The following is a 15,368-nucleotide window of genomic DNA, read 5'->3' as shown; positions in this document are numbered from 1 at the left end:
GAGCGCACCATGGCCCCTGTGCTCCGGACTCTGGTGAGTCCGGGCGGCGAGGAGTTCAAGCGCAACGTCGAGGTCAACGAGCGGTTGGCCACCGAGCTGCGCGAACGGCTCGCGCTGGCGGCCCTCGGCGGCCCCGAGCGCTCGCGCGCCCGGCACGTCGAGCGCGGCAAGCTCCTGCCCCGCGACCGGGTGGGCACGCTGCTCGACCCCGGGTCCCGCTTCCTGGAGCTCTCGCCGCTGGCCGCCACCGGCCTGTACGGCGACGAGGCCCCCGCGGCCGGCATCATCACCGGCATCGGGCGCGTCTCCGGCCGCGAGTGCGTGATCGTCGCCAACGACGCCACCGTCAAGGGCGGCACGTACTACCCGATCACGGTCAAGAAGCACCTGCGCGCCCAGGAGGTCGCCCTCCACAACCACCTGCCGTGCGTCTACCTGGTCGACTCCGGCGGCGCGTTCCTCCCCCTGCAGGACGAGGTCTTCCCCGACCGCGAGCATTTCGGCCGCATCTTCTACAACCAGGCCACCATGTCCCGGCGCGGCGTCCCGCAGATCGCCGCCGTGCTCGGCTCCTGCACGGCCGGCGGCGCGTACGTGCCCGCGATGAGCGACGAGGCCGTCATCGTCAGGAACCAGGGCACGATCTTCCTCGGCGGCCCGCCGCTGGTGAAGGCCGCGACCGGCGAGGAGGTCTCGGCCGAGGAGCTCGGCGGCGGCGACGTCCATTCCCGGGTCAGCGGCGTCACCGACCACCTCGCCGAGGACGACGCCCACGCGCTGGCCATCGTCCGCGACATCGTCGCCACCCTCGCCCCGAGGAGCCCCGCCCCCTGGGAGCGCGCGCCGTCCCGCGAGCCCGTCCACGACCCGCGCGACCTGTACGGCATCGTGCCGTCCGACACCCGCACCCCCTACGACGTGCGCGAGGTGATCGGCCGGGTGGTGGACGGCAGCGAGTTCCTGGAGTTCAAGGCCGAGTACGGCACCACGCTGGTGACCGGCTTCGCCAGGATCCACGGCCACCCGGTGGGCGTCGTCGCCAACAACGGCATCCTGTTCGGCGAGTCCGCGCTGAAGGGCGCGCACTTCATCGAGTTGTGCGACCAGCGCGGGATCCCCCTGGTCTTCCTGCAGAACATCAGCGGCTTCATGGTGGGCCGCGCCTACGAGCACGGGGGCATCGCCAAGCACGGCGCCAAGATGGTCACCGCCGTCTCCTGCGCCCGGGTGCCCAAGTTCACCGTGGTGATCGGCGGCTCGTTCGGCGCGGGCAACTACGCCATGGCCGGGCGGGCGTACTCGCCGCGCCTGCTGTGGATGTGGCCGAACGCCCGCATCTCGGTCATGGGCGGCGAGCAGGCCGCCAACGTGCTGGCCACCGTGCGCCCGGGCGGCGACGCCGCCGGGGAGGCGGAGTTCAAGCGCGAGATCCGCGAGCGGTACGAGGCGCAAGGGAACCCGTACTACTCCACGGCGCGGCTCTGGGACGACGGCGTGATCGACCCCCTCGACACCCGCACGGTGCTCGGGCTGGCCCTGTCGGCCGCGGCCAACGCCCCTCTCGACCCCATCGGCTACGGCGTCTTCCGGATGTGACCATGAACTCTGGGTTTTTCGAGACCGTGCTGGTGGCCAACCGGGGAGAGATCGCGCTCCGGGTGATCAGGACGCTGCGCCGGCTCGGCATCCGGTCGGTCGCGGTCCACAGCGACGCCGACGCGGGCGCCCGGCACGTCCGCGAGGCCGACACGGCGGTGCGGCTGGCCTCCGGCTACCTCGACATCGAGGGCGTCGTCGCGGCCGCGCGGGCGAGCGGCGCCCAGGCCGTCCACCCGGGGTACGGGTTCCTGGCCGAGAACACCGCGTTCGCCCGGCGCTGCGCCGAGGCGGGCCTGGTGTTCGTGGGGCCGCCGCCCGAGGCGATCGAGGCGATGGGCGACAAGATCCGCGCCAAGGCCGCGGTGGAGGCGGCCGGCGTGCCCGTGGTGCCCGGTGGCGCCGAGCCCGGCGACGACCTTGCCGAGGCCGCCGCGCGCATCGGCTACCCCGTCCTGATCAAGCCCTCGGCGGGCGGCGGCGGCAAGGGCATGCTCGTGGTCCGCTCGGCGGACGGGCTGGCCGACGCCATCGCCTCGGCCCGGCGCACGGCCCAGGCCGCGTTCGGCGACGGCACTCTGCTGGTCGAGAGCTATGTCGGCGACCCTCGGCACATCGAGATCCAGGTGCTCGCGGACGCGCACGGCAACGTGATCCACCTCGGCGAGCGCGAGTGCAGCCTCCAGCGCCGCCACCAGAAGATCATCGAGGAGGCCCCGTCCCCGCTGCTGGACGAGGAGACCCGCCGCCGCATGGGCGCCGCCGCCGTCAGCGCCGCCCGCGCGGTCGGGTACGTCGGCGCGGGCACCGTCGAGTTCATCGTCCCGGGCGACCGGGCCGGGCACCCGGGCTACTTCATCGAGATGAACACCCGGCTCCAGGTCGAGCACCCCGTCACCGAGATGGTCACGGGCCTGGACCTGGTCGAACTGCAGCTCCGCGTCGCGGCGGGCGCGCCGCTGCCCCTGGCCCAGGAGGACGTGCGCCTGAACGGCCACGCCATCGAGGCCCGGGTCTACGCCGAGGACCCCGCGCGGGACTTCCTGCCCACGGGAGGGCGGGTGCTCGCCCTGGCCGAGCCCGGGGACGGCGACGGCGTGCGCGTGGACTCCGGGCTCTTCGAGGGCGCGCTCGTCGGCAGCGACTACGACCCGATGCTGTCCAAGGTGATCGCCTGGGGCCCCGGCCGCGCGAGCGCCCTGCGCCGGCTGGACGCGGCCCTGCGCGAGACCGCGGTGCTCGGCGTGACCACCAACATCGCCTTCCTGCGGGCGCTGCTGGCCGACCCCGACGTCGCCGCCGGGCACCTCGGCACCGGCCTGATCGACCAGCGCCTCGACGCCCTGCTCGCCGCGGCCTACGGCACCGGCGCGCCGCCGGACGAGGTGCTCGCCGCGGCGGCGCTCGTCCTGCACGACCGGCTCTCCAAGGACGCGGGCGACGACCCGTGGGAGGTTCCGGACGGCTGGCGGGCCGGGGAGCGCGCCTGGACGACCTGGCTGCTCGCGGCGCGCGGCGAGCCGGTCGCGGTCCGGGTCCGCGGCCTGCCGGGACGCGCCGCCGAGGTCGCCGTGGGGGACGGCGCCGCGTCCGCGGCCCGGCTGTCCCGCGAGGACGCGGCCGGGGCGGCGCCGGGCGAGTGGCGCGGTGACGTGCTGGTCACGATGGACGGGGTGACCACACGCTACGCCTGCGCGATCGGCGGAAGCGGCACGGCGGGGAGCGCGGGGAGCGCGGGGAGCAAGGGGAGCACGGTGTGGCTGGGACGCGACGGCCACGCCTGGGCGCTCACCCGCCACCTGCCCGGCGACCCGGGCGACCGCGCCGGGACGGGCGGGGCCGGCGACGGTGTCGTCCGCAGCCCGATGCCGGGCACGGTGCTGCTGGTCAAGGTGACGCCGGGCGAGAAGGTCACCGAGGGCCAGCCGCTGCTGATCGTCGAGGCCATGAAGATGGAGCACACGGTTACCGCGCCCTCCGACGGCGTGGTCGCCGAGCTGCCGGTCCGCGCCGGGCAGCCGGTCGACATGGACGCGGTGCTCGCCGTCGTCGGTCCCCCCGGCGAGGCCGCGGGCGGATCCGCGGGCACAAGCGGTCCGGCGGGAACGGACGGGGGAGGGGAATGATGTTCGAACCGATGCGCGTGCCGGCGGACGGACTGCCCGAGCGGGTCACGATCTACGAGGTCGGGCCCCGCGACGGCCTGCAGAACGAGCCGTCCGTCGTCCCCCTGGAGGTCAAGGCCGAGCTGGTCGCCCGCCTGACCGCGGCGGGGCTGACCACCATCGAGACCACCAGCTTCGTCCACCCCAAATGGGTGCCGCAGCTCGCCGACGCCGAGGAACTGCTCAAGCGGGTCGAACGCGTGCCGGGCGTCCGCTACCCCGTGCTGGTGCCCAACGAGCGCGGCCTGGACCGCGCGCTGGACCTGGGCGTCACCGACATCGCGATCTTCGGCAGCGCCACCGAGACGTTCGCTCAGCGCAACCTCAACCGCAGCGTGGACGGCTCGATCGAGATGTTCGCCCCGGTCGTGGCACGCGCCCGCGAGAACGGCCTGGCCGTGCGCGCGTACCTGTCGATGTGCTTCGGCGACCCGTGGGAGGGGCCGGTGCCGATCGAGCAGGTCGTCCGCAACGGCAGGCGCCTGCTGGACCTCGGCTGCGCGCAGCTCTCGCTCGGCGACACGATCGGCGTCGGCACCCCCGGCCACGTCACCGCGCTGCTGGAGGCGTTCGGCGAGGCGGGCGTGGGCCCCGAGCGGCTGGCCGTGCACTTCCACGACACCTACGGCCAGGCGCTGGCCAACACCCTGAGCGCCCTGCGCGCCGGGGTGACCGTCGTGGACGCGTCGGCGGGCGGCATCGGCGGCTGCCCGTACGCCAAGAGCGCCACCGGCAACCTCGCCACCGAGGACCTGCTCTGGATGCTCGCCGGGCTCGGCGTCGAGACCGGCGTCGACCTGCGGTCGCTGGTCGCGACCAGCGTGTGGCTGGCCGGGGAGCTGGGCCGTCCGAGCCCCTCCCGCGTGGTCCGCGCGCTGGCGAAGGAACTCGCTTCAGAGGATGAGGAGTAGGGCATGCATCGGCTCACTGACGAGTACGAGGCGCTGCGCAAGACCGTCGAGGAGTTCGCCAGGGACGTCGTCGCCCCGGTGATCGGCGACTACTACGAGCGCTGCGCGTTCCCGTACGACATCGTCTCCCAGATGGGGCGTATGGGACTGTTCGGCCTGCCGATCCCGGAGGAGTACGGCGGCATGGGCGGCGACTACTTCGCCCTGTGCCTGACCTTGGAGGAACTGGCCCGCGTCGACTCCTCGGTGGCCATCACCCTGGAGGCCGCGACCTCCCTCGGCGCGATGCCGCTCTACCGGTTCGGCTCCGAGGAGCAGAAGGCCGAGTGGCTGCCCGCGCTCGCGGCGGGCCGCACGCTCGGCGCGTTCGGCCTCACCGAGCCGGGCGGCGGCACCGACGTCCCCGGCGGCATGCGGACCACGGCGGTGCTGGACGGCGACGAGTGGGTGATCAACGGCTCGAAGGCGTTCATCACCAACTCCGGCACCGACATCACCGGGTTCGTCGCGGTCGCGGCCCTCACCGGGCGGCGCGAGGACGCCGAGGGCGGGTCCGCGACGCCGGAGATCTCGACGATCATCGTCCCGTCGGGCACGCCGGGGTTCACGGTGTCCAAGAAGTACTCCAAGGTCGGCTGGTCCGCCTCCGACACCCGCGAGCTGTCCTTCACCGACTGCCGGGTGCCCGCAGCCAACCTGCTGGGCGAGCGCGGGCGCGGATACGCCCAGTTCCTGCGGACGCTGGACGAGGGCCGCGTCGCCATCGCCGCCCTGTCGGTCGGGCTCGCGCAGGGCTGCGTGGACGAGAGCCTGCGCTACGTCAAGGAGCGCCACGCGTTCGGGACGCCGATCGGGCGCTACCAGGCCATCCAGTTCAAGGTCGCCGACATGGAGGCCCGCGCGCACACGGCGCGCCTGGCCTACTACCACGCCGCCGAGAAGATGCTGGCGGGCGAGCCGTTCAAGAAGGAGGCGGCGATCGCCAAGCTGGTGAGCTCCAACGCCGCGATGGACAACGCCCGCGACGCCACGCAGATCTTCGGCGGCTACGGCTTCATGAACGAGTACCCCGTGGGCCGTTTCTACCGCGACGCGAAGATCCTGGAGATCGGCGAGGGGACGAGCGAGGTGCAGCGCATGCTCATCGCCCGCCAGCTCGGCCTGAGCGCCTAGCGGTCTCACGCGCCGGGGCGGGCGCCCTCAGCGGGAGGGGCAGCCGGTCCCGGCGTGGACGGTGCCGCTCCCGTCGCGCTCGGCCCCCGGGTGGCCGGGCCCGGGATCTCCCGCGTTCATGAGCGGCAGCCGGACGGCGAAACGCAGGCCCCGCGCGGAGTCCTCGGCCTCCACGGTCCCGTGGTGCGCGCGGGCGATCTCACGGGCGATGGTCAGGCCGAGCCCGCTGCCGTCCGGGTCGCGGCGGCGCGGGTCGTCGAGCCCGGAGAAGGGGTCGAAGACGCGCGCCCGGTCGGCGGGTGAGACGGCGGCCCCGTCGTCGGTCACCGTCACGACCACCTCATCGCCGTGGGGCCGGACCATGACGTCCACGCGGGTCTCCGCGGCGCGCCCGGCGCCGTCCAGGATGGTGTCCAGCATCCGGGTGAGCTGGGCGCGGACGCCGCAGACCCACATGCCGGCGGTGGCGTGGACGCGTACCGGCACGCCGTGCGGCCGTGCCGCGCGCTCCAGCACGAGCGCACCGGTGTCGATCAGCTCGCGGGGCGCGCCCGCGGCGTCGCCGGCGCCGAGGCGGGCCAGGTACAGCACGTCGTCGACGATCGTCTCCAGCCGCCCGGTGGCCGACAGGGCGAGGCGGATGGCGTCGCGCGGATCGGCCTCGCCGGGCCGGAGCAGGGACTCCCGGAGGTGCTCGCGCAGGTCGGCGACCGGGGCGCCGAGCTCGTGGCAGGCGGTGAGGGCGAAACGGCGCTGCTGTTCGACGGTGGTCTCCAGCGGGTCCAGGGCCTGGTCGGCGGAGCGGGCGAGCAGGGCGATCTCGTTCTCGTGCGGTGGTATGGGCACGCGCAGGCCGAGGTGGCCCGGCATGATCTGGGACATCCGCGTGCGGATCGCCGCCGGCGGGCGCAGGGAGCGGCCCATCAGGGACCAGGTCACCCACACCCCGAAGGCCAGCAGGACGGCGCCGCCCGCGGCGAGGAGGCGCCCGGTCTCCGTGAGGAGCGCCGAGGCGGTCGGCGTGGATCTTGCTCGGATCGAGTGCGTGGATGACACGGCGCCACCTTCCCTCCGGATTCCGATTTCCCTACAGTACACTGTATACGTATACGCGGCATTCCGGGCACCGGGGACATCGCCGCCGACTACACGATGCCTGACCGTCCCGGTCCTCGAATGGACGAACAGGCGTGCGAGTCCCTAAAGTCCTTTTCATGACTTCAGATGATCTCCTGGTGCGGAGGGCGGACGGGGACGACGTCGAGGAGATCTACAAGCTGACGCGAGAGTTCGCGCTCTCCTTCCGGCCCCAGTGGGAGGCCTTCCAGGCGGCGTTCCCGGCGCTGCTCGCCAACCCCGACGCGCAGGTGCTGGTGGTCTGCGTGGACGGCCACGTGCGCGGGTACCTACTCGGCTTCGTCCACCTCACCCTGTTCGCCAACGGCCACGTCGCCTGGGTCGAGGAGGCCATGACCCAGCACGGCTTCCGCAGGCGCGGGCTCGGGCGGGCGCTGCTGGAGGAGTTCGAGACCTGGGCCCGCTCCCGCGACGCCGGATACATCGCCCTGGCCACCCGCAGGGCGCCCGAGTTCTACCAGGCGCTCAAGTACGAGTCCGCCGGAACGTACTACCGCAAGGTCTTAAAGACCGTTCGGGCGACCCCTTGAATGAGGACCGAATCTATTAGTAAACTTTATTTAAAGTTATGGGGGGTCCGCAGGTAGAAGGAGCCTCATGAGAAGATATGCTCTTCGGCAAGTGATCATCGCCCTCACTCTGACCGCCATCGGCGGCATCGCCACCTCCCCTGCATCCCCCGCCAACGCCGCACCGGCCGCCGCGTCCGCCAAGCAGTCCGTGACCCTCGGCCGCACCGCACTGGGTGGCGCCGACCCCAGCGTCATCCGGGTCGGCAACCTCTACGTCGCGGCCAAGTCGGTGAACGGCGGCATCGCCGTACGGACGGCGACCACTCTCGAGGGCATCGCCGACGCGCCCCGGCGCCAGGTGTGGAACGACACCGGCAACCTCGGTGAGGTGTGGGCACCCGAGATCGTGTACCACGACGGCCGCTACCGCATCTACTTCGGGGCGGGCACCGGCGCCGCCCACCGGATGTACCACATCAGCTCCGCCACCGCCGACTCCGGGTATTCCGCCGCGACGAAGGTCGCCCTGCCCGGCGACAAGTGGGCCATCGACGGCGCGCCGTTCACCTTCAACGGCCAGCGCTGGTTCGTGTGGTCCGGCTGGGCGGGTGACACCAACGTCGAGCAGAACCTCTACATCGCCCAGATGAGCAGCCCGACCACGACCACCGGCGGCCGCTACATCATCTCCCAGCCGCGGGAGCCGTGGGAGCGGGTCGTCGGCAACCCGTTCATCAACGAGGCCCCCGAGCCGATCCTCGACCCGAACGGGCAGTTGCACATCGTGTACTCCGCGAACGGCAGCTGGAGCAGCAAGTACTGCATCGCCGATCTGCGGCTGCGCTCCGGTGGTGACCCGACGTACGTGTGGGACTGGTACAAGAGCAACGGTTGCCTGTTCGGCTCGTACGCGGAGTACATGATGGACGGCTGGGACCCGACGCTGTGGGTGGACGGCCCGGGCCACCACACGTTCGCGCTGGAGCGCGGGGACATCGCCACCAGCCCGCCGTCCGGCAACCGGTTCCCGACCATGTACCACGCTGTCGCCAAGGGCACGCCGTACGACTGGTCCAACCGGTACTGGTACACCGGCACGGCCGTCTGGTGGGGCAAGACCACCTACCGGCGGGCGAACGTGCCCGGCGACAACACCAACACCGGGTTCAGCCTCAAGTTCTTCGAATAACGCACCCACGACACCTGATCTCCCGTCCTTGGCCATGGACGGCGTCGATCGTCCAGCGCTGGATGTCGGTCGTCTTGGCGAGCGCATCGAGGGTGAGGTCCCTCTTGAGGCGGGCGGCCTGCAGGCGCGGACCGACCTCACGTAGGACGGCCTGCGTGAGGTCGGGGTCGCTGTTTCGGCATGACCCTTCGAGAAGGCGGCCCTGTCCGGGATCCTTGGAGGCACGCAGACCGCAGAGCGCCGGCCGGCTCTCGCGCTCTGAACCACGGGTGGCGGCCATGCGTTTGTATTACGGACACATCCCGACATGATCTCAGCGGAGGCTGTGGTGAAGGTGATTTCACGCTTATTCAGGAGGCTGTCCGTCGTGGCGGCCTCGGCGATCGTTCTGTGCGGTGGCTCGCTGGCGGGCCTCCCCTCCACCGCGTACGGGCTCGGCGCCGGGACGCTCGACAGCCTGTCGATCTCCCCGCGCACGGTCGTCGCGGGCACCTCGGCGCAGGGCACGGTGACGCTGGCGGCTGCCGTCGGCGAAGACACGGTGGTCATCCTGTCCAGCACCAACACCGACGTCGTCAGGGTCCCCGGCTCGGTGACCATCCCGGCCGGGGCCGTCAGCACCGACTTCACCGTGACGACCGTACCCTTCACCGGCCCGGGCGACTTCGCGTGCGTCAACGGCACGGCCGGCGGGATCACCCAGGCGGACTGCCTCAACGTCAACCCGGTCCCTTCCGGCCCGGTCCTGTCCTCGGTGACGTTCAGCCCGGCGACGGTCGCCGGAGGTGGCCCGGCCACCGGCACGGTCCGGTTCGCCACCGTGACCGATGGCGCGGTGGTCACGCTGACCAGCAGCAACCCGGCCGTGGTCGGCGTCCCCGCCGAGACGGTTGTGAGCGGCGGCCAGTCGTCCGGCGCCTTCCCCGTGACCACCGCCTCCGTCAGCGCCGGCACCACGGTGACCGTCACCGCCACCGCCTTCGGCGTCACCCGCACCGGCACGCTGACCGTCGTCCCCGCCACCACGCCCCCGGTCCCTGACGTGGTCCAGATCAAGCGCGCCACCTGGAAGGACCGCCTCCTGCGCATCGAGGCCACCAGCACCAACCCCGACGCCATTCTCAGCGTCTACCTGACCTCGTCCGACTCCTTCATGTTCAGGCTCACCAACCTCGGCGGCGGCCGCTATGCGGACCAGCGGGGCTGGATCGGCAACCCCGGACGCATCACCGTCAAGAGCAACTTCGGCGGGTCGGCCACCGCCTCCACATGACGACAGGACGGTCGTTGACGGCGAGCAGAACTGCCCGGAACCCCACGCATGCATTACCTCTGAGTGGGAGCGCGCTGCTCGCCGTCAGTGGCTGCGAGGCCCGGCGGCTTCCCGCCGGTCTGTGCTGCGGCGAGCGTCGCGGTCATCCGGATGACCGACAGGGCATAGTGTGGCGGACGGAGGTCCGTCTAGCGGACACTGAAACGTTGCTGTAACGATGATGGTCTTCCTCGGTGGTGCCGGGACCTGCGACATTGAAAGCCGCAGTGGTCTTGGCCGGTGCGAGCACGGCTGCCGCGAAGCGGACAAGCAGCCGCTGCCGCGGTCTAGAGTCGGATCAGCGAAACCGACCAGGAGAGGCGCTCATGGCACGTGCTGACACCGGACCCGACTTCATCGAGGCCTTGGCCCGAGGCCTCGAGGTCATCAGAGGGTTCCAGCCAGGACGTCCCGTCATGTCACTGACCGAGGTGGCCGCCGCCGCGGGGCTGGCCCGGCCGACGGCCCGGCGCATCCTGCTGACCCTGCAAGAACTGGGCTACGCCAGAGCCGAGCGGGGCGGCTTCGCCCTCACCCCAAGGGTGCTCGAACTGGGCGTTTCCTACGTGCGCTCGATGGGCCTCTGGGAGATCGCCAGGCCGCATCTTGAACGACTGGTGGCGCAGACGCATGAGTCCTCGTCCCTCGCCCAGCTTGACGGGTCCGACGTCGTCTATGTCGCCCGGGTGGCCGTGCCGAAGATCGTCACCCTCTCGGTGCAGATCGGGACGCGCTTTCCCGCGCTGCAGACGTCCCTCGGCAAGGTGCTGCTGGCCTCGCTTCCGCCCGCCGAGGTCGAACGGGTCCTCGCGGAGCCGAGCCGGTCGGGCATCGAGCCGCGCTGGCGCCCGACCCCAGAGGAGCGTGAGGCGGCATTGCGCGCGGTGAGGGCGAAGGGCTGGGCGCTGACGGACGAGCAGCTCGCCCTGGGGATCCGGTCTGTGGCCGCTCCGCTCCGCGACGGGCTGGGAAACGTGATCGCCGCCGTCAACGTCAACTCGCACGCCGCCGAGACGTCGGTGGAGAAACTGACCGAGGAGCACCTGCCGCTGCTGCTCAAGACCGCGGGCGCGATAAGCGCCGACTGGGCGTTGTACGAGGCGGTTCCACAGGTCCCGGCGTCCTGAACGGGGTCGCCCGTAGGCCGTTCACAGAGCCAGGACGATCCGGCCCGCCGCTGCGCCACCGGCCTGGCGCAGCCACGCCCGCTCGACGTCGTCGAGCGCCACGATCTCGTGGGCGACCTTCAGCCGCCCGAGCGCGGCCTGCTCGGCGACCATGGTGATCGCCGCGGCGCGCTGCTCGGGGCTCAGTTCGTTGTTGGTGTAGCCGAGCAGCCGCAGCGATCTGCTGCGGAGCGTGGAAGAGTCGATGGGGCAGGTCTCGGCGGCGGAGCTTCCGAGGTTGACCAGCCTGCCGCCCGCGCGCAGGGTGCGGGCGGCTGCCGCCGCCGGTGGGCCGAAGAGCGGGTCGAGCACCAGGTCGACCGGCCCGTCGGCGACGGCGGCGAAGCGTGCCGTCAGCTCGGCGACGTCGTCGGTGTCGAGCGCGACGACGGCGTCGGCACCGGCCTGTTTCGCACGGTCCCGCGCGGCCGGTGAGCGCGCGCCCGCGACGATCCTGCGCGCGCCGGCGATGCGGGCGAGCTGGACCGCGGCCTGCCCGACCACTCCACCGGCGCCGAGCACCAGGACCTGCTCACCGGCGGCGAGCCCGCCACGCCAGGTCAGAGCCATGTGGGCGGCGACGGCGGAGAGCCCGAGCGCTGCGACGGCGACCGGGTCCACCCCCTCGGGCAGCTCGACGAGGTCCTCCGTGGGCACTGAGACGGTCTCGGCCATGCTCCCGTCACCCGGGGCCATGCCGGCCGAGGTCGTGAACCACACCGGCCTCCCGCCGGCGGTCCCGACCCCCTGGACGCCCGGCACGTACGGGGTGGCCGGCCTGCCGAAGTAGGACGTGCCGCTCGCGCACAGGACGTCCAGCGGGGTGATCGGGGCGGCGCCGACCTTGACAAGTGTTTCGCCGGGCCCGGGCACGGGCGCGGCACGGTCGGCCGGCAGCGGCGGCCGGCCGGGTTCCTGGATCTCCGCGGCGCGCACGGCTCAGGTCGCGATGTCGGGGTAGGGCATCGTCACGTGGGCGAGCCGCCGGGCGTACTCGGTCTGGAAGCCCATCGGCTCGTGGTCGCGCTCGAACATGGCGATGAACAGCGTGAGCGTCAGGAACGGGTGCGCGCCCAGATCGAACAGCTTCGGGTAGTCGTGGGTGGCCAGGGCCTCGCGCTCGGTGTCGTCGAACCGCAGCCAGGTGGAAGACTCGCCGTCGACGCAGTTGAGGATGCGATTGGCGTACTCGCCCTCCCACATTTCCACCGTGGCCCTCGGGTCCTCGCGGTAGCGCTCGACGAGCTCGGGGTCGCGGTCGACGGTGAACAGGAACTTGTTCAGCAGGTACTTGCTCACGACCGAACTCCGTTCGGGTACCAGGTGAAGTAGGCCTCCATGGTGTGGAACAGGTCGTAGGTGTCGACGTAGTCGGCCTTACTGCCCTCGCCTGCGACGCCCATCATCAGCATGAAGTCCATGAAGCCGTGCGTGGCGTTGCCGGGCAGGTGCAGGCTGTCGAGGGTGACCTCGGCCAGGCAGCCTTCGATGTCCCCCGACGAGATCCACTCGACGGCCTTCTGGTCGAACTGCGGATCCGGCCCGTGCGGGCCGAACTGCCGCGGTCCGCCGAGTTCGAGCGACAGGTGCCCGGTGCCGATGACCGCGACCCGCTTGTTCTCGGGCCAGGATTCGACAAGCTGCCGGATCGTGCGTCCGAGCTGCACGAACCGCTTCGGCTGCGGCAGGGGAGGGGCGAAGATGTTGGTGTAGATCGGCACGATCGGCAGGTCGTTCTGCGGGCGCAGGGTGATGATCGGGCAGGTGATGGAGTGGTCGATCCGCAGCTCGTTGGAGAACGCGAGGTCGAATCCCGCGTCCAGCCCTTCCCTGAGCACGTAGGCCGAGAGGTCCTCCTGGCCTGTGAAGAACATCCTCGGCAGGCCGAACTCGCGTTCCTCGTTGTAGAAGTTCGCGTCGTAGAAGGGGGCCTTGCCGATGAGGAACTGCGGCATGTTGTCCAGCCACAACTGGTGGAAGTGGTCGGAGCCGACCATGACCAGCACGTCCGGGCGCGCCTTGGTCAGCGTCTCCCGGAAAGCCTCCACCTTGCGCACCCACTCGTCGGCGAACGGCGGCCGGTCCTCCCCGGTGGAGGTGCTGGCGCGGTAGTAGAAGGGGTGATGAGTGGACGCGATCACCGCGACCAGTTCAGCCATGCGAACCTCCAGTGGCATCGACGGCGGGGGTGTACGGCTCCGGTGCGACGGACCGGTTGTTCAGGTCCACCGACAGGAAGATCTCGTTGCCCACCGGGCGGCGCAGCTCCTCGGCGAGCTGCCCGATCAGCCCAGCGGTGCGGGCGAGCAGCGCGAAGCCGCGCAGCAGCTCCAGCGGCAGGCCCAGGTCGGCCAGCGCCGCACCGCAGACGCCGGCCCCGTTGAGCGGCAACGTCCTGCCCAGCACCTGCGGGTGGACGCGGCCGATCGCGGCGAACAGCGACAGGTGCGGCCCGTACAGGCCTTCCTCGGCGGCGATCCGCAGCAGCCGCGGGGTGCGCGGATCGCCCTCCTTGTGCACATGGTGGCCGAGGCCGGGGATGAACCTCCTCGCCTCCCGCTGGGCCCGCACGGTCTCCAGAGCGAGGGCGTCCCAGCCGGTGTCGTCGGCCGGTGGCTGGCCGTCGAGCGAGGTCAGCACGTCGTGCAGGAACCGGCCGCAGTCTTCGGTGACGCCCAGGAAGCGGGATCCGCCGCCGAGCAGCCCGGCCGCGAGGGCTCCCTGGATGGAGTCCGGCGCCGACAGGTAGGTCAGCCGGGTCACGATCGCGGTGGGCGTGAACCCGTGGTCGGCCAGCGCGGCGAGCACGGCCTCGAACACCCGGGTCTCGCCCGGCGTGGGCCGCCGCTGGGTCGCGAGCCAGAAGGCCAGTTCGCCGAACCCGACCTTGCCCATGACGTCCTCGGCCAGGTCGTGGCCGAGCAGGGTGATCGACTTCAGCGACGACGCCCCGAGCGCGGTGGGGTACTCCGGCCGGTCGATTCGCTCCGGCCTGTTCGCCTGCTCAGCCACGGCCGTCCCCCTGTGGAGCGGTCAGCCACTCGCGCAGCTCCTCGCCGTGCTCGTCCAGCTCGGGCGGCGGCAGCCGGTAACCGGCCGGGGTTTCGGAGAACCGGATCGGATGCCGCGTCGTCGGCACCGATCGGCCGCCCTCGCCGACCTCGACGACCGGATCGAGCCCGAAACGCTCGGCCATCGCGAACCCGCCGTCGATGGTGTTGATCGGCCCGCTCGGCACCCCGGCCTCGACCAGCAACTCGAACCACTCGACCGCGCCGCGCCCGGCGAGCCGCTCGGTGAGAATGGGACGCAGTTCCTCGCGGCGCTCGGTGCGGTCGGCGTTCCCGGCGAACCTCGGGTCGTCGGCGATCTCGGGGATGCCGAGGACCTCGCAGAGCCTGCGGAACTGCCCGTCGTTGGCGGCGGTGACGATGAGGTCGTTGTCCGCGGTGGGCAGCGGCTCGTACGGGAACACGCTCGGGTGCGCGTTGCCCATGCGATAGGGCACGACGTCTCCTGCGACGTAGGCGGAGCTGTGGTTGACCAGCCCGGTCAGCGCCGACGACAGGAGATTGACCTCGACGTGCTGGCCCTGGCCGGTGGCGTCGCGGTGCCGCAGCGCGGCCAGGACGCCTATTACGGTGTGGTTGCCGGCCATCACGTCGAACACCGAGATGCCGGCGCGGTAGGGCGGGCCGTCCGGGTCGCCGGTGAGGCTCATCAGGCCGGAGATCGCCTGCACCATCAGGTCGTAACCCGGCACGTTCCTGCCGGCGCCGGAGCCGAACCCGCTGATGGAGGCGTACACGACGCCGGGGTTGGCGGACCGTACGGACTCGAAGCCGAGCCCGTACTTGTCCAGCCCGCCCGGCTTGAAGTTCTCGATCAGCACGTCGGCGCGGCGGGCCAGCTCCCGTGCCACCTCGGCGTCGGCCTCGTCGCGCAGGTCGAGCGCGATCGACCGCTTTCCCCGGTTGACCCCGAGGTAGTAGGTCGACACCCCCTCGCGCATCGGGGGCACCCAGCTGCGGGTGTCATCCCCCTTCGGCCCCTCGACCTTGATGACGTCGGCGCCCATGTCCGCCAGGAGCATCGTGGCATACGGGCCGGCCAGGATCCGGGAGAAGTCGGCCACCAGTACGCCGGACAGTGGCCCGCCCCCGCTCGGCCGCTCAGGCGCGGCGCCTTCTGTCATCCGACTACCCCT

Annotated in this window: 15 protein-coding genes; 8 read left to right on the top strand and 7 right to left on the bottom strand. The window is 71.7% G+C overall.

Annotated features, from left to right (window positions below; all coding sequences use genetic code 11):
* The first annotated feature begins 9 nt into the window (after window positions 1–9).
* From AB0H21_RS00775 to AB0H21_RS00760, 4 genes are read left to right on the top strand one after another with little or no spacing between them, the layout of a single operon-like run.
* A complete protein-coding gene (locus AB0H21_RS00775; RefSeq protein WP_358509515.1) occupies window positions 10–1,596 on the top strand; it encodes a carboxyl transferase domain-containing protein in 1,587 nt (528 codons plus the stop codon).
* A gap of 2 nt (window positions 1,597–1,598) precedes the next feature.
* Window positions 1,599–3,722 carry a biotin carboxylase N-terminal domain-containing protein gene (locus tag AB0H21_RS00770; protein WP_358509512.1) on the top strand — a complete coding sequence of 708 codons (2,124 nt, stop codon included), beginning with the start codon at window positions 1,599–1,601 and terminating at the stop codon, window positions 3,720–3,722.
* Window positions 3,719–4,672 carry a hydroxymethylglutaryl-CoA lyase gene (locus AB0H21_RS00765; protein ID WP_358509509.1) on the top strand — a complete coding sequence of 318 codons (954 nt, stop codon included), beginning with the start codon at window positions 3,719–3,721 and terminating at the stop codon, window positions 4,670–4,672. The genes AB0H21_RS00770 and AB0H21_RS00765 overlap by 4 nt, the downstream gene beginning before the upstream one ends.
* Window positions 4,673–4,675: 3 nt before the next feature.
* Window positions 4,676–5,845: an acyl-CoA dehydrogenase family protein gene (locus AB0H21_RS00760; protein WP_358509506.1), complete on the top strand. Its 1,170-nt coding sequence runs from the start codon at window positions 4,676–4,678 to the stop codon at window positions 5,843–5,845.
* A 27-nt stretch (window positions 5,846–5,872) separates the two neighbouring features.
* Here AB0H21_RS00760 and AB0H21_RS00755 read toward each other — a convergent pair whose 3' ends face one another.
* Complete coding sequence (locus tag AB0H21_RS00755; protein WP_358509503.1) at window positions 5,873–6,901, bottom strand: HAMP domain-containing sensor histidine kinase; 1,029 nt, start codon at window positions 6,899–6,901, stop codon at window positions 5,873–5,875.
* Between the two features lie 158 nt (window positions 6,902–7,059).
* On the opposite strand from AB0H21_RS00755, the gene AB0H21_RS00750 reads away from it, so the two are divergent.
* Both AB0H21_RS00750 and AB0H21_RS00745 read left to right on the top strand, forming a co-directional pair.
* Window positions 7,060–7,512 (top strand): GNAT family N-acetyltransferase, encoded by a 453-nt coding sequence (locus AB0H21_RS00750; protein WP_358509500.1) that lies wholly within the window; start codon window positions 7,060–7,062, stop codon window positions 7,510–7,512.
* A gap of 67 nt (window positions 7,513–7,579) precedes the next feature.
* A complete protein-coding gene (locus AB0H21_RS00745) occupies window positions 7,580–8,683 on the top strand; it encodes a glycoside hydrolase family 43 protein (protein ID WP_358509498.1) in 1,104 nt (367 codons plus the stop codon).
* Here AB0H21_RS00745 and AB0H21_RS00740 read toward each other — a convergent pair.
* On the bottom strand, window positions 8,667–8,963 hold the full coding sequence (locus AB0H21_RS00740) for a hypothetical protein (protein ID WP_358509495.1): 297 nt from the start codon (window positions 8,961–8,963) through the stop codon (window positions 8,667–8,669). The two genes, AB0H21_RS00745 and AB0H21_RS00740, sit on opposite strands and share 17 nt — an antisense overlap.
* Before the next feature lie 87 nt (window positions 8,964–9,050).
* Here AB0H21_RS00740 and AB0H21_RS00735 point away from each other — a divergent pair, with 87 nt between their 5' ends.
* Complete coding sequence (locus AB0H21_RS00735; protein WP_358509492.1) at window positions 9,051–9,956, top strand: hypothetical protein; 906 nt, start codon at window positions 9,051–9,053, stop codon at window positions 9,954–9,956.
* 365 nt (window positions 9,957–10,321) lie between these two features.
* A complete protein-coding gene (locus AB0H21_RS00730) occupies window positions 10,322–11,122 on the top strand; it encodes an IclR family transcriptional regulator C-terminal domain-containing protein (protein WP_358509489.1) in 801 nt (266 codons plus the stop codon).
* A gap of 21 nt (window positions 11,123–11,143) precedes the next feature.
* On the opposite strand, the gene AB0H21_RS00725 is transcribed toward AB0H21_RS00730, so the two are convergent.
* The 5 genes from AB0H21_RS00725 to AB0H21_RS00705 are packed head-to-tail and all read right to left on the bottom strand — an operon-like array spanning window position 11,144 to window position 15,356.
* Window positions 11,144–12,097: a zinc-binding alcohol dehydrogenase family protein gene (locus tag AB0H21_RS00725; protein ID WP_358509486.1), complete on the bottom strand. Its 954-nt coding sequence runs from the start codon at window positions 12,095–12,097 to the stop codon at window positions 11,144–11,146.
* Window positions 12,098–12,100: 3 nt separating this feature from the next.
* Entirely contained in the window at window positions 12,101–12,460 is a 360-nt protein-coding gene (locus AB0H21_RS00720; protein ID WP_358509483.1) for a hypothetical protein, read from the bottom strand.
* Window positions 12,457–13,320 carry an extradiol ring-cleavage dioxygenase gene (locus AB0H21_RS00715; protein ID WP_358509480.1) on the bottom strand — a complete coding sequence of 288 codons (864 nt, stop codon included), beginning with the start codon at window positions 13,318–13,320 and terminating at the stop codon, window positions 12,457–12,459. The genes AB0H21_RS00720 and AB0H21_RS00715 overlap by 4 nt, the downstream gene beginning before the upstream one ends.
* Window positions 13,313–14,173, bottom strand: coding sequence for a citryl-CoA lyase (locus tag AB0H21_RS00710; protein ID WP_358509477.1), 861 nt, complete (start codon window positions 14,171–14,173; stop codon window positions 13,313–13,315). Before AB0H21_RS00710 ends, AB0H21_RS00715 begins: the two co-directional genes overlap by 8 nt.
* Complete coding sequence (locus AB0H21_RS00705) at window positions 14,166–15,356, bottom strand: CoA transferase (protein WP_358509475.1); 1,191 nt, start codon at window positions 15,354–15,356, stop codon at window positions 14,166–14,168. Before AB0H21_RS00705 ends, AB0H21_RS00710 begins: the two co-directional genes overlap by 8 nt.
* Window positions 15,357–15,368 lie beyond the last annotated feature (12 nt).

This window comes from Sphaerisporangium sp. NPDC051011 (assembly GCF_040653595.1).
Classification (GTDB): Bacteria; Actinomycetota; Actinomycetes; order Streptosporangiales; family Streptosporangiaceae; genus Sphaerisporangium.
This window is presented reverse-complemented; position numbering and strand designations above follow the sequence as displayed.